Raw genomic sequence first — 13,658 nt, forward strand, 5'->3', positions numbered from 1 at the left:
ACCTATCACGCGATGGCGCCTGATCGCCGTCAATTATTCCTACAAAAATACGTCGACCGTCTTTTATGAAATTTTGTTCTGAATGCGCTCATCCGGTATCTCTGCAGATTCCTCCCGATGACAATCGTCCGCGCTTCGTGTGCGGCAATTGCGGCGCCATTCATTATCAAAATCCGAAGATGGTGGTTGGCTCCATCCCGGTCTGGGAACGCGACGGTGAATTGCGCGTGCTGCTGTGCCGCCGCGCCATCGAGCCGCGTCACGGTTACTGGACCCTGCCTGCCGGCTTCATGGAAAATGGCGAAACCACCACCGACGCCGCCGCGCGCGAAACGGAAGAAGAAGCCGGCGCCCGCATCCGGCTCGGCCCGCTGTTCTCGCTCATCAATGTGCCGCATGTACATCAGGTGCATTTCTTTTACCTGGCCGAGCTGCTCGACCTCGATTACGCCGCTGGCACTGAAAGCCTGGAAGTCGCCTTGTTCAGGGAAGAAGATATCCCCTGGTCGGAGATTGCCTTCCCTACGGTCGAATACACTCTGCGCTCCTACTTTGCGGATCTGTCCAAGGTCAGGACAGGCGATGGCAGTTTCGGCCTGCATACCGACGATATCCGCAAACGCATGATGCAACCTGATTAGTCTCGGGGACCACGCATGATTTCCTGGCTGGATGTCGATTCTCCCTTCCCGGATGTCTCCAAGGCGCTGACCGAGCCGGCCGGCTTGCTGGCTGCAGGCGCCGATCTGTCGCCGCAGCGTCTGCTCAATGCTTATCGTCACGGCATTTTTCCCTGGTTCTCCGAAGGTCAGCCCATCCTGTGGTGGAGCACCGATCCCCGCATGGTGCTGTACACCGACCGCTTCATCATCTCCGACAGCCTTAAAAAAACCCTGCGCAAGATCGAGCGCAGCCGCCATACCGATGCCCGCTGGGAAGTCCGATTCGACTCGGCTTTCCGCGAAGTGATGCGCGCCTGCGCTGCGCCGCGCAAGGATGACGCCGGCACCTGGATTTCAAAAGACATCGTCGACGGCTATTGCGGATTGCATCGCGCCGGCTATGCACATTCAGCCGAGGTCTGGCTGGACGGCAAACTCGTAGGCGGTGCTTATGGCGTCTCCATCGGCCAGATGTTCTATGGCGAATCGATGTTCGCGCGCGTATCTGATGCCTCCAAGGTTGCGCTGGCGTATCTGGTGCATTTCCTGCGCCAGCATGGCGTGCAGATGATCGACTGCCAGCAGGAAACCCCGCATCTGGCCTCACTGGGCGCGGCGCCGATACCACGCAAGGACTTTCTCAGGCATTTACACCAGGCTATCGAAGCGCCGCAGATCACTTTCTGGCATCCGCTGGACCTGCTCACCAAGCCGTGAATGTTGCGTAAAAACCCATTCGGCGGACCCAGTTACTGGTTCGGGAAAGTAGTGTAAATTACTGGTAATCATGACGAATTTGTTACACCGACACTATTGCGGCAAGCACAACGAATTGATGCCAGCGACTGCATTACAGGACACCACAGGACGCACATGACGCACCTTAAAGACCTGCCGTTTTCCACGTTGCAGTTTTATGCGACGGCTCCCTACCCATGCAGCTATCTCGATAACCAGCAAGCCCGCTCGCAAGTCGCCACCCCTTCGCATCTGATCAACGCCGACGTCTATTCCGAACTGGTCAAGACCGGTTTCCGCCGCAGCGGCATCTTTACCTACCGCCCGTATTGCGACGGTTGCCAGGCCTGTACGCCGGTGCGCATCAAGACGGCAGAATTCGTTCCCAACCGCAGCCAGCGCCGCGCCTGGACAAAGAATCAACAACTGGTGACGCTGGTCACCAACCTGACCTACGCCTACGAACATTACGAGCTCTACCTGCGCTATCAGTCCGTACGTCACGCCGGCGGCGGCATGGATCAGGACAGCCGCGACCAGTACGCGCAGTTCCTGCTGCAAAGCAAGGTCAACACGCGCCTGGTCGAGTTCCGCGAACCCGGCGGCATGCTGCGCATGGTCAGTATCATCGACGTGCTTGATGACGGATTGTCATCGGTGTACACCTTCTACGATCCGGATGTCGAAGGCTCGTCCTACGGCACCTACAACATCCTGTGGCAAATCGAGCAAGCCCGCCAGTTGGGGATCCCGTATGTCTATCTGGGCTACTGGATCAAGGAAAGCGCCAAGATGGCCTACAAGACCAACTTCCGGCCGCTGGAAGCATTGCAGAACGGCAACTGGGCCGAGTTGCGCGATTAGTTGCTCGATTAGTCCCGCCTGTCTTTTCAACGGAAAAGCACACCGGACACGTTAAAATAGCGGCACTTTTCCCTCTAGCCGACTCATCGTGTCCGATAAACTCCTCTACGCCCTCGCCCGTCCGCTGCTGTTCTCCCTCGACGCAGAATCCGCTCACCACCTGACCTTGCCCGCCCTGCGCCGCGCCGCCGCGCTCGGCCTGACCGGCTTCATCAGCAAGCCTGCCGCCGATCCGCGCACCGTGATGGGCATCACCTTCCCCAATCCGGTCGGCCTGGCCGCCGGCCTGGACAAGGACGGCTCCTACATCGACGGCCTGGCCGCGCTTGGCTTCGGCTCGATTGAAATCGGCACGGTCACGCCGCGCGCGCAACCGGGCAATCCAAAGCCGCGCATGTTCCGCCTGCCGGCCGCGCACGCGATCATCAACCGCATGGGTTTCAACAACGGCGGCGTCGACGCCTTCGTCGCCAACGTGCAGGGCTCGCGCTTCTATCAGGGCAAGCAAGGCGTGCTGGGCCTGAACATCGGCAAGAACGCCGACACCCCGATCGAACGCGCCGCCGACGATTACCTGCACTGCCTGGAAAAAGTCTATCCCTACGCCAGCTATGTGACCGTCAACATCTCCTCGCCCAACACCAAGAACCTGCGCCAGCTGCAAGGCGCATCCGAGCTGGACGCCCTGTTGTCGCAACTCAAGGAAGCGCAACTGCGCCTGGCCGACAAGCACAAGCGTTATGTCCCGGTCGCATTGAAGATCGCACCGGACATCGACGCCGAACAAATCAAGAACATCGCCGATGCGCTGCTGCGCCACAAGCTCGACGGCGTTATCGCCACCAACACCACCATCACGCGCGATGCCGTCAAAGGCTTGCAGCATGGTGAAGAAGCCGGCGGCCTGTCCGGCGCGCCGGTGTTTGAACTGTCGAATCAAGTGGTGCGCGGCCTCAAGGCTGAACTGGGCGATGCGCTGCCGATCATCGGCGTGGGCGGGATCCTCAGCGGCAGCAATGCCAAGGCCAAGATGCAAGCCGGTGCGTCGCTGGTGCAGCTATACTCCGGCCTGATCTACCGCGGTCCGGCACTGGTCAAGGAATGCGCGGACGCACTACGCTGATCCGGCCGATTCGACTGACGTAAAAAAACCGCCATTGCATTTGCGTGCAATGGCGGTTTTTTATTGCGTGCGAGACGCCGCAAACTCGATCCAAACTCAATCCTTCAACCCATCCTCCCAGCGCACGCTGGGACCCAGCGTCGTTACAATGCCGGCAAAAACTTCATGCCCCAGCACACTTCAACGACGCTGGATCCTGACTTTCGCCAGGACCACGACCTATAAGGTTGTCGTTACAGCACCTTGCGCAGGAAATCGCGGGTGCGTTCATTCTTCGGCTCACCCAATACTTGCTGCGGCGGACCTTCTTCCATGATCACGCCCTGATCGATAAACAGCACGCGATCCGACACCTCGCGCGCAAAACCCATCTCATGCGTGACCACGACCATGGTCATGCCTTCTTCGGCCAGCGTCTTCATCACCGTCAGCACTTCACCGACCAGCTCAGGATCGAGTGCGGAAGTCGGTTCATCGAACAGCATGACCTTCGGCTCCATCGCCAGCGCGCGGGCGATCGCCACACGCTGTTGCTGACCGCCGGAGAGCTGGTTCGGGAAGGCGTCGATCTTGTCCAGCAAGCCGACCTTCTGCAGCAGCTTCTCGGCCACCAGCACCGCCTCGCGGCGCGACAGCTTTTTCACCTGCATCGGCGCCATGATCAGGTTTTCCAGCACCGACATGTGCGGGAACAGGTTGAAGCGCTGGAACACCATGCCCAGGCCGGCGCGCAGCGTGTTCAGGTCGACCTTGGGATCGTTGACCTTGACGCCGTCGATGAAGATCTCGCCGTCAGTCGCTTCTTCCAGGCCGTTAAGGCAGCGCAGGAATGTACTCTTGCCGGAACCCGAAGGACCGATCACGCACACCACTTCGCTCTCTTTGATCTCGCAGTCGATGCCGCGCAGGATATGCGCTTGGCCGTACTGCTTTTGCAATTGCTTGACGCTGATCATCGTGCATCTCCTTTGCCGTAGCGTGTTTCGAGGTGACGGACAAATGCCGACAGCAGCAAGGTAATCGCCCAGTAAATCAATGAGATCGTCAGGTACGGCTCCCAGTAACGCGCATACGCGCCGGACACCGTGCGTGCGGCATATGCCAGCTCCGCCAGACCGATGGCCGAGGCCAGCGAGGAATCCTTGACGATCGCGATTGCATTGTTGCCCAACGGCGGCAGCATGCGGCGGAACGCCTGCGGCAACACCACCTTGCGCAGCGTCTGCATGTAGGTCATGCCGAGCGAGCGCGATGCTTCGCTCTGGCCGCGGTCAATCGACTGGATGCCGGCGCGGAAGATCTCGGAGACGTATGCGCCGGAGTTCAGCGTAATCGCCAGCACCGCCGACGCAAACGCGCCGTATTGCGAACGGATTTCACGCGCGATGTCGCCGCTCAGAATCAGGCCGCCGCTCGGATTGATCAGCATCGGCATGAGCGCGAAGTGGATCAGCAGGATCTGCACGAACAACGGCGTGCCGCGCAGGAAACTGACGTAAAAGCGTATCGGCCATTGCACCGCGTAACGCAGGAAATATTTCCAGAAGCCATGACGCGCCTCGGCCAGACGGCCGACACCCAGCACCAGGCCCCAGCAGGTACCGGCGATCACGCAAATGACCGCGGCCTTGATGGTCATCCACGTGCCCTCGACAAACAGGGGCAGGTACTCGCCGATGATTTCCCATTGAAAGAAAGAATTCATGAATGCAATCCGGGTAAAAATCTGCCCACGGTCTGCAAAGAGAACGTGGGCATTGAAAAGAAATACTTAGATGCGCGGATTGCTGATTATTGCAACGGCAGTGTCGGGACGTTGGCGTCGAACCATTCCTTGTAGATCTTGGCGTAAGTGCCATCGGCAACGATCTTCTTCAGACCGGCGTTGATCTTGTCTTGCAGTTCCTTGTTGCCCTTTTTCACGGCGATACCGAAGTACTGGCGTGTGAACTTGGCGTCGCTGACCACCTTGAATTGCTTCTCCGGATGGCTCTTGATGTAGAACTTGATCACGCCGACGTCGCCGATCGCTGCATCAACGCCGCCGCGGTACAGTTCTTCCAGCATCAGCGGAGTGTTGTCGAAACGGTGGATCGCGGTGCTGGACTTGCCGACTTCTTCCGACAGGACGATGTCGCCTGCGGTCGAGTTGACCACGCCCACTTGCAGCTTCTTCAGGTCAGCCAGTGCCGCAACCTTGGAGCCGGAACCGGTGATGATGACTTGCTCGGCCGGGAAGTAAGGCAGCGAAAAGTCGACCATCTGGGCGCGCTTTTCAGTGATGGTGATGCCGGAGATGATGATGTCGCGGTCGCCCTGGCCCAGGGTGGCAAAAATGCCTTCCCACGGCGTGCTGACCAGCTTGATCTGGAAGCCGGACGCCTTCGCGATAGCCTTGATGATGTCGATGTCGAAGCCGACCAGTTCCTTCTTCGGCGTTTCGAACTCAAATGGGCGGTAAGTGCCGCCGGCGCCGACGACGTAAGTCTGGTCGGCTGCCTGAGTTGCGGTGGCGGACAGTGTCAGCGCGAGAACGCTGCTGGCGAGCACGACAAATTTCTTGAACGACATGGTTTTCTCCCTGAGGTGAAGCTGTAGTGAAGCTTTTGTTGATGAAACATGCCAAAACAATGGCACTGGTAAAACGAATTCCTGGTGCTTTCTTAAGACTGCCCGGATTTGCCACCCGACACCGGCTCGCATTTGTGCAAATTGCCGGAAGTCATGCCGGGTGCGCTTCGCGCGCGAAACCCGACATGATCCGGCGTATGCCTCGATCCGTCAACTGACAAATTGTCGCTTTTTTATCGAATAAGTGTAGATTTGCCAAACAAACTCTCCACCAGCTCGACAACCAGCTCCGCGGTCTGGTTGCGCACGTCGCACGCGGGGTTGAGCTCCATCACGTCCAGCGATGCGAGACGCCCTGTATCGGCAATCATCTCCATGCAAAGCTGGGTTTCCCGGTAAGTCGGGCCGCCCGGCACCGCCGTCCCCACACCCGGCGCCACCGCCGGATCGAGAAAGTCGATGTCGAAGCTGACATGCAGATGGGTGTCGGCGTCGATGCCGGCCAACGCCTGCTCCATAGTCACTCGCATGCCGTGTTCGTCGATATGGCGCATGTCGTAGACGCGCAGACCTAGCTCGCGCAGATGCTGCTTTTCTTCGCGGTCCACGCTGCGAATGCCGATCTGGCGGATGGCGTCCGGCAGCAGCGCAGGCACCTGGCCGCCGATGCTGGTCAGTTGATCCGGGCCGATGCCCAGCAGAGAGGTCACAGGCATGCCGTGGATATTGCCGGTCGGCGTCGAAGTATTGGTATTGGCGTCGGCATGCGCATCCAGCCACAGCACCAGCAACTTCTTGCCTTGCTCGCGGCAATATTGCGCTACCGCCGCAATCGATCCGATCGCCAGCGCGTGGTCGCCGCCCAGCAGCACCGGCAACTGCCCCTGCTGCAAGGTCGCGTGCACAGCTTCATGCACGCTGCGGTTCCAGGCAACGACTTGTTCAAGATGACGGAAACCGTCGACCGGTCCCTGCCGCGGATTGGCCGGACCGATCAGGTCGCCGCCATCCATCACATCCAGGCCATGCTGTTGCAAAGCCTGCTGAAGATTGGCCACCCGCAGGGCTTCTGGCCCCATCGATGCGCCGCGACGACCGGCGCCGATGTCGGTAGGTGCGCCAATCAGTCTGAGTTGTTTCATGTAATTTCCTTAAACAAGTGAAGCGGATAAATCAAATCGAGCAAATCGCCCGTCGCGCCGGAACATCAGGCATGCAGCAAAGCCGCTTTCTGCAGCACGTCCAGCACAGCCGGTTTGCCGCCCAGGGCAACGCCGTACAAATTTTTAGGATCAGCCAGTTCCGGCACCAGATCGATGGATTGTGCATCGTCGCCGCTCAGTTGTTCGTCGAGATAGCGCAACGCGGAAAAATCCTCCAGCGCAAAACCCACCGAGTCGAACACCGTCACCTCGGTGTCGCTGCTGCGCCCTGCCGCCTCGCCCGACAAGACTTGCCACAGCTCGGTCACGGCGAAGTCGGACGGCATCTGCTGCAATTCACCTTCGATGCGCGACTGCGGCTCGAATTCCACGATCACGCGCGCCTTGTCCAATACCTCGCGGTGCAACTCGGTCTTGCCGGGGCAGTCGCCACCGACAGCGTTGAGATGCATCCCGGCTTCGATCATGTCCGGCGTCACGATGACGGCATTGCGCTTGTCTGCCGTGACGGTGGTGACGATATCGGCGCCGCGCACCGCTTCCGCTGCACTGCCGGCGCGCACCAAGCGCAAAGCCGGATAGGCGGCGAGATTACGGCACAACTTCTCGGTCGCCGCAGGATCGACGTCAAACACACGCAACTCTTCAATGCCCAGCAGGCAATGAAACGCAATCGCCTGAAACTCGCTCTGCGCGCCGTTGCCGATCAGCGCCATCACGCGGCTGTTGCGGCGCGCCATGTATTTCGCCGCCAGTACCGAAGTCGCCGCCGTGCGCAAGGCCGTGGTCAGCGTCAACTCGCTCAGCAGGCGCGGGTAACCGCTGTCCACATCGGCCAGCACACCGAATGCCGTCACCGTCAGCAAGCCGTGCGCGGTGTTCTTGGGATGGCCATTGACATATTTGAACGAATACAGCCTGCCGTCCGAAATCGGCATCAATTCGATCACACCTACCGTGGAATGACTCGCCATGCGTGCAGTTTTGTCGAACTGTTGCCAGCGCAAGTAGTCTGCTTTTATATAGCCCGTCAGCGCGTCAATGACGCGTTCCACCGACTGGGCGGCCACGAAAGACTGCAATTCCCGGGTTCCGATGTACTTGACCATGATGATCGGCGTTACTGCTCGCCGCCGTTGTTTCAATGCAAGAAATTTTACAGATGAACATTGGAAATTTGCTTTCTTTATCCTATAAATAAAGAGATAGTTATGCAGCTTTATTTCATTACAAGGAGATTCCATGGACAAACTCGACGTCAAGATCCTCGAATTGCTGCAAAACGACGGACGCATGAGCAATGTCGACATCTCGGAAAACATCCATCTGTCGCCGCCGCAATGCCTGCGCCGCGTGCGCGTGCTGGAAGAACAAGGGGTGATTCGCCGGTATGCGGCGTTGGTCTCGCCCCCTGCGGTAGGACTGGACGTGACGGCGTTCGTGGCGTTGTCGCTCGATCGCGCCCAGTTCAAGCAGGTGCGTGAAGTGGAAAGCGTAATCCGGGCGTTTCCGGAAATCATCGAGTGCTACACGATTTCCGGCGATTTCGACTATCTGCTCAAGGTGGTGTCGCACGACCTCAAGAGCCTGTCGCATTTTTTGACCGATCGTCTGATGCAGGTGCCGGGAGTAGCCGGCCTGCGCTCCATGATTTGCCTCGAAGAAGTCAAACCGCAGTCGGGCTTGCCGATCACGCTGGAGGATCGTTGAGCGGGTCCGGATCTTAGGGGATATAAGAAGTCTGCTGCGCCACAAAGCCATCGAAAGCCTGCAGCAGCGGCAGATACTTACCCTCGCCGGCTTCCAGCTGCGCCAGCGCATGGCAAGTGGCTTCCAGCGTCGACAACTGATCCGCGCGATGCGCCTTGCGGATGCGGTACTGTGACGCAGGCGGATCGATCAGCGGCAAACGCGGCAGGTGTTGCAGCAAGGGATTCAGATACAGCATCTTGCGGCTCTTGCGCCAGGTCGCATCGAGGATTACCAGTCGCACACGCGCCGGCGTGGACAAATCCGGCAACGGCAAGATTCGCGCAGGCGATTCGCCCGGCGTCTGCGGATACAGCAGCACTGGTTGTATCGACTGCCCATCCACATCCGCATACAGCAAACGGCGTAGCGTCTCTTCCTCAAACTGTTCGCCATTGGCGAGCTTGCTGCCCTGCAGACTCAGATGCAATAAACGCCCACTGCCCTTAGCCTGATGGATTTCCAGCGGATGCTGCAAGATCAGCACTTGCGCTACCGGCGCCAGGGTCCTGATCCAGCTGCAAATGCAACTGCTCTGCGCACGCAGGCAACGCGTGCACATCGGACGCCTCGGAGGCAACCCGGTATTCTCGGCTTGATTCATGATGCGATGTATTCCTGCAAGCCCTCAACCAGAGCGTCAAAGGCCGTGCTCACGCGCGCGCTGTTGCGCAAGTCTTCATGCATCACTACCCACGTCTCCAGCTTCATGGAAAACTGTTTCGCAAATAGCCGCACCAGATCGGGGTTGCGTCTGGCCAGCGGCGTCTGGCACATGCCGATACCATAGCCGGCGCGGATCATCGCCAGTTGCGCCAGATCGCTGTCAGTGCGCAAGGAGAAATGACTGCGCCGCATGATGGCGATATCCTTGGCGGCATTGCGGATGAACGCGGTTTCCTTGTCGAACCCGATCAGCGTGTGTTCCATCAACTGATCCATATTCTTAGGCGCACCGTGTTGCGCGAGGTAATTTTTGTGCGCGTGAAAACCCAGTTCGATCGCACCGGCGCGGCCTGTGACCAGTACTTCCTGCGTCGGCCTCAACATGCGCACGGCGATGTCGGCTTCGCGCCGCAACAAGTCTTCGACACGATTCGACAAGGCCAGCTCGACCACCAGCTCGGGATGCGCCCGTTTCAGCTTTACCAGAATGGGCGGCAGGATTTCCGCCCCCACTACCTCACTTGCCGTAATGCGCACAGTCCCCCGCACGCCCCCTTTCGCCGAGGCATCCTTGCCGCCGTGCGCCGATGCTGCGCGCATCAGGGCCGCGGTGGTTGAAGCCAGGCTTTCTGCATAAGGCTGCAAACTCAGCGCCGCCTCAGTCGGCATGAAGCCATGTTGCGAACGCGTAAACAACGCAAAACCAACCGCCTGTTCCAGCGCATCGACATGCCGCCCGATTGTCGGCTGCGTCAGCCCGAGCGACCGCGCAGCCGCCGAGAGCGAGCCCTCGGTCAGTACAGCGAGAAAGGAACGGTAAAGCTCCCAGCCTGGATCGGCAGCTAGTTTAGTCATACAAATAAGTATAGCAGCTCACTTATTTTCAACAATTCCATTTAATGCCCATTTATCCGACACTGGCTTCATTGGGCCTCGCGAACTGGCCTCACTAGCAAACCACAACCACGGAGCAGATCATGAACAATGCAACGAACGCAAACAATGCAACCGCAACAACCAAGACCGCCCTGGTGCTCGGCGCCACCGGCGGCATCGGCGGCGAAATGGCGCGCAAGCTGCATGCGCGCGGCTGGCAAGTACGCGCCCTGCATCGCAACGCCGCCGAGGTCGCGGCCCGCCCCGGCATGCAGCAATATGAATGGATAGCAGGCGACGCCATGCAGCGCGCCGACGTCGTTGCTGCCGCACGCAATGTCGACCTGATCGTCCATGCCGTCAACCCGCCGGGCTACCAGCGCTGGGCCGAGCTGGTGTTGCCGATGATCGGCAACAGCATCGCCGCTGCTCAGGATTTCGGCGCGCGCATCTTATTGCCCGGCACCATCTACAACTACGGCCCGGATGCCTTGCCGAATCTGAGTGAAAACTCTGCGCAACGTCCGGTCACGCGCAAAGGCGCCATTCGCGTCGAGCTGGAACGCCGCCTGCAGGCCGCCTCCGGCGATGGCGTGCGCAGCCTGATCGTGCGTGCCGGCGATTTCTTCGGTCCGCAAGCGGGCAGCAACTGGTTTTCGCAATGTCTGGTCAAGCCGGGCAAGATACCGGTTTCGATCACCAATCCGGGGAAACAAGGCCTCGGCCATCAGTGGACTTACCTGCCCGATCTGGCTGAAACCATGATGCGCCTGATAGAACGCGAGGCGGTGCTGGACAAGTTTGCCACCTTCCAGATGCACGGCCACTGGGATGCCGACGGCATGCAGATGATCGATGCCATCCGCCGCGCTGTCGGCAATACGTCGTTGCCGGTACGCGGCTTTCCATGGTGGTTGCTGGCGCCGGCCTCACCTTTCGTCCCGCTGTTCAAGGAAATGAAGGAAATGCGCTACCTGTGGCAACAGCCGGTACGCATGAGCAATCAGCGCCTGCTGCAGATGCTCGGCGAAGAACCGCATACGCCGCTGGACGAAGCGGTGCGCGCGACGCTTGAAGGCCTTGGTTGTCTGCCGACATCCAACCTGCGCAGCCCGGCGACAGTTTGAGCGCATAAAAAAACCGCCTTCATTGGAAGGCGGTTTTGATGAAACAGAACAGCGTTAACCTCACATCAATGTGAAGTCGGCTCATTCAATGCTGCAACGATATCGGCACGCTTGAGTTCCGGTGCAAACTGCAGGATGAAGTCGTAGGTGTAAGCACGCAGATATGCACCGCGGCGCACCGCCAGACGCGTGATGTTCTGTGCAAACAAGTGCGATGCCTCGATTGCTTCCAGACCATGATGCTTGCCCTGTTCGATCGCCATTGACGCCACGATGCCCACGCCCAGGCCGAGTGCGACGTATTGCTGAATCACGTCCGAATCCATGGCCGTCAGCACAATATCTTTCTCGATGCCGGCCTTGCGGAAAGCGTCGTCGATATGGCCGCGGCCGGTGAAGCCGACGTCATAGGTAATCAGCGAATGTGCGGCCAATTCTTCCAGCGTGATCGGATGCTTGAGCGACAGCAGCGGATGGCCTTGCGGCACAACGATGACGTGGTTCCAGGTATAGCAAGGGAAAGAGACCAGATCCTTGAACTGGCTCAGACCTTCCGTCGCAATGCCGACGTCCGCCTTGCCCGACATCACCCACTCGGCAATGTGTTCCGGTGCGCTTTGCTGAAGCGCAATCCTCACTTGCGGGAACGCCGCTCGGAAAGCCTGCACCACGCGCGGCAGCACATAACGCGCCTGAGTGTGCGTAGTCGCAATGGTCAGTGTGCCGCTTTGTTCGCCGGCGTATTCCTGACTTGCCTGGCGCAGATTTTCCGCTTCCAGCAGCAAGCGTTCGATGATGTGCAGGATGCCCTTGCCCGGTTCGGTCAGGCCGATCAGACGCTTGCCGTTGCGTTCGAAAATCTCGACGCCGAGTTCTTCTTCCAGTTCGCGGATCTGGCGGCTTACGCCGGGCTGCGAGGTAAACAGCACATTGGCGACTTCGGTCAGGTTGAAGCCGCAACGCGCAGCTTCGCGGATGGAACGCAGTTGCTGGAAATTCATCGTGCATCCTTATTCTGTGCAGCCCCGGTAGAGGCCGCGTTGTCGACGAACTTATCTACAAAGACATGCAGGCGGCGCGGTCGCACCACCAGCGTTTCGCCGTCTTTCAGATTCAATTGCGCAAAGCGTTCATTGGAAATCACGGCTTCGATCAGTTCGGAATTGTCGTCACGCTCCAACTCCAGCTGCGCCAGCGGGCCGATGGCATGCGAGCGCCTGAGCTGGGCCACGATGCCTTCGGCGCCGGGCGAGTAGCGATCCACTTCGAGGTCATGCGGACGTACGTAGCCGATGCCCTTTTCGTCCTGCGCCTGCGCATGATCGGGCGCATCGAAGGTGACGCCGCCCGCTTCCAGCACGCCTTCGTGCACGCGACCGTGGAACAGGTTGACGTTGCCGAGGAAGCCGTAGACGAACGGCGACGCCGGATGGTTGTAGACCTCGCTGGGGGATCCGATCTGCTCGACGTTACCCTTGTTCATCAGCACGATCTGATCGGCCACTTCCAGCGCTTCTTCCTGATCGTGGGTGACGAAAATACTGGTGACGTGCAGTTCGTCATGCAGACGGCGCAGCCAGCGGCGCAGTTCTTTGCGGACCTTGGCGTCAAGCGCGCCGAACGGCTCGTCCAGCAGCAGCACGCGCGGCTCCACCGCCAGTGCGCGCGCCAGGGCAATACGCTGCCGCTGACCGCCGGACAATTGCGGCGGATAGCGATCGGCCAGCCAATCCAGCTGCACCAGTTCCAGCAGGCTGGTGACCTTTTCGCGTATCTGCGCTTCGGAAGGGCGTTGATTGCGCGGCTTGACGCGCAGGCCGAAGGCGATGTTTTCAAACACCGTCATGTGCTTGAACAAGGCGTAATGCTGAAACACGAAACCGACCTGGCGCTCGCGCACATGGCGCGCCGAAGCGTCGTCGCCGTCGAGCAGCACCTGCCCCGAATCGGGCGACTCCAGACCGGCGATGATGCGCAGCAGCGTGGTCTTGCCACAGCCGGACGGTCCTAACAAAGCGGTCAGTTCGCCCGCGGGGAAATTCAGCGAAACATTGTTCAGTGCGACAAAATTGCCGAAACGCTTGTTGATGTCTTTGACTTCGATGCTCATGCTTAACTC

15 protein-coding genes are annotated in these 13,658 nt (G+C 59.3%); 6 read left to right on the top strand and 9 right to left on the bottom strand.

The features are described from left to right. Positions 1-65 precede the first annotated feature (65 nt). From AC1RN6_RS00375 to AC1RN6_RS00390, 4 genes are all read left to right on the top strand, one after another. Positions 66-641 (top strand): NUDIX hydrolase, encoded by a 576-nt coding sequence (locus AC1RN6_RS00375; protein WP_493002231.1) that lies wholly within the window; start codon positions 66-68, stop codon positions 639-641. A gap of 15 nt (positions 642-656) precedes the next feature. After that, positions 657-1,379 carry a leucyl/phenylalanyl-tRNA--protein transferase gene (gene aat / locus AC1RN6_RS00380; RefSeq protein WP_493002232.1) on the top strand — a complete coding sequence of 241 codons (723 nt, stop codon included), beginning with the start codon at positions 657-659 and terminating at the stop codon, positions 1,377-1,379. A 156-nt stretch (positions 1,380-1,535) separates the two neighbouring features. Further along, a complete protein-coding gene (locus tag AC1RN6_RS00385) occupies positions 1,536-2,264 on the top strand; it encodes an arginyltransferase (RefSeq protein WP_493002233.1) in 729 nt (242 codons plus the stop codon). Between the two features lie 88 nt (positions 2,265-2,352). Beyond that, positions 2,353-3,387: a quinone-dependent dihydroorotate dehydrogenase gene (locus AC1RN6_RS00390; protein WP_493002235.1), complete on the top strand. Its 1,035-nt coding sequence runs from the start codon at positions 2,353-2,355 to the stop codon at positions 3,385-3,387. A gap of 233 nt (positions 3,388-3,620) precedes the next feature. Here the strand turns inward: AC1RN6_RS00390 and AC1RN6_RS00395 are convergent, their stop codons facing one another. The 5 genes from AC1RN6_RS00395 to ocd form a co-directional block, all read right to left on the bottom strand. Next, positions 3,621-4,343 carry an amino acid ABC transporter ATP-binding protein gene (locus AC1RN6_RS00395; RefSeq protein WP_493002237.1) on the bottom strand — a complete coding sequence of 241 codons (723 nt, stop codon included), beginning with the start codon at positions 4,341-4,343 and terminating at the stop codon, positions 3,621-3,623. After that, entirely contained in the window at positions 4,340-5,092 is a 753-nt protein-coding gene (locus AC1RN6_RS00400; RefSeq protein WP_493002239.1) for an amino acid ABC transporter permease, read from the bottom strand. The genes AC1RN6_RS00395 and AC1RN6_RS00400 overlap by 4 nt, the downstream gene beginning before the upstream one ends. Before the next feature lie 86 nt (positions 5,093-5,178). Then, positions 5,179-5,958: a basic amino acid ABC transporter substrate-binding protein gene (locus AC1RN6_RS00405; protein WP_493002240.1), complete on the bottom strand. Its 780-nt coding sequence runs from the start codon at positions 5,956-5,958 to the stop codon at positions 5,179-5,181. Between the two features lie 233 nt (positions 5,959-6,191). Next, positions 6,192-7,100: an arginase gene (gene rocF, locus AC1RN6_RS00410; RefSeq protein WP_493002242.1), complete on the bottom strand. Its 909-nt coding sequence runs from the start codon at positions 7,098-7,100 to the stop codon at positions 6,192-6,194. 65 nt (positions 7,101-7,165) lie between these two features. Next, positions 7,166-8,230, bottom strand: a complete 1,065-nt coding sequence (ocd, locus tag AC1RN6_RS00415; RefSeq protein WP_493002244.1) for an ornithine cyclodeaminase — start codon at positions 8,228-8,230, stop codon at positions 7,166-7,168. Positions 8,231-8,363: 133 nt separating this feature from the next. On the opposite strand from ocd, the gene AC1RN6_RS00420 reads away from it, so the two are divergent. Beyond that, positions 8,364-8,831, top strand: a complete 468-nt coding sequence (locus tag AC1RN6_RS00420) for an Lrp/AsnC family transcriptional regulator (RefSeq protein WP_050479609.1) — start codon at positions 8,364-8,366, stop codon at positions 8,829-8,831. A 13-nt stretch (positions 8,832-8,844) separates the two neighbouring features. Here AC1RN6_RS00420 and AC1RN6_RS00425 read toward each other — a convergent pair whose 3' ends face one another. Both AC1RN6_RS00425 and AC1RN6_RS00430 read right to left on the bottom strand, forming a co-directional pair. Further along, the gene (locus AC1RN6_RS00425) at positions 8,845-9,474 is read right to left on the bottom strand and encodes a tRNA-uridine aminocarboxypropyltransferase (RefSeq protein WP_493002246.1); all 630 of its coding nucleotides are present in this window, start codon (positions 9,472-9,474) and stop codon (positions 8,845-8,847) included. Further along, entirely contained in the window at positions 9,471-10,391 is a 921-nt protein-coding gene (locus AC1RN6_RS00430; protein WP_493002248.1) for a LysR family transcriptional regulator, read from the bottom strand. Before AC1RN6_RS00430 ends, AC1RN6_RS00425 begins: the two co-directional genes overlap by 4 nt. A gap of 122 nt (positions 10,392-10,513) precedes the next feature. Here AC1RN6_RS00430 and AC1RN6_RS00435 point away from each other — a divergent pair, with 122 nt between their 5' ends. After that, a complete protein-coding gene (locus AC1RN6_RS00435; protein ID WP_493002249.1) occupies positions 10,514-11,539 on the top strand; it encodes an SDR family NAD(P)-dependent oxidoreductase in 1,026 nt (341 codons plus the stop codon). Between the two features lie 65 nt (positions 11,540-11,604). Here AC1RN6_RS00435 and AC1RN6_RS00440 read toward each other — a convergent pair whose 3' ends face one another. Further along, entirely contained in the window at positions 11,605-12,540 is a 936-nt protein-coding gene (locus AC1RN6_RS00440) for a CysB family HTH-type transcriptional regulator (protein ID WP_493002251.1), read from the bottom strand. After that, positions 12,537-13,649 carry a sulfate/molybdate ABC transporter ATP-binding protein gene (locus tag AC1RN6_RS00445; protein ID WP_493002252.1) on the bottom strand — a complete coding sequence of 371 codons (1,113 nt, stop codon included), beginning with the start codon at positions 13,647-13,649 and terminating at the stop codon, positions 12,537-12,539. Before AC1RN6_RS00445 ends, AC1RN6_RS00440 begins: the two co-directional genes overlap by 4 nt. Positions 13,650-13,658 lie beyond the last annotated feature (9 nt).

Source organism: Herbaspirillum sp. GW822-FHT03A08 (assembly GCF_058801885.1).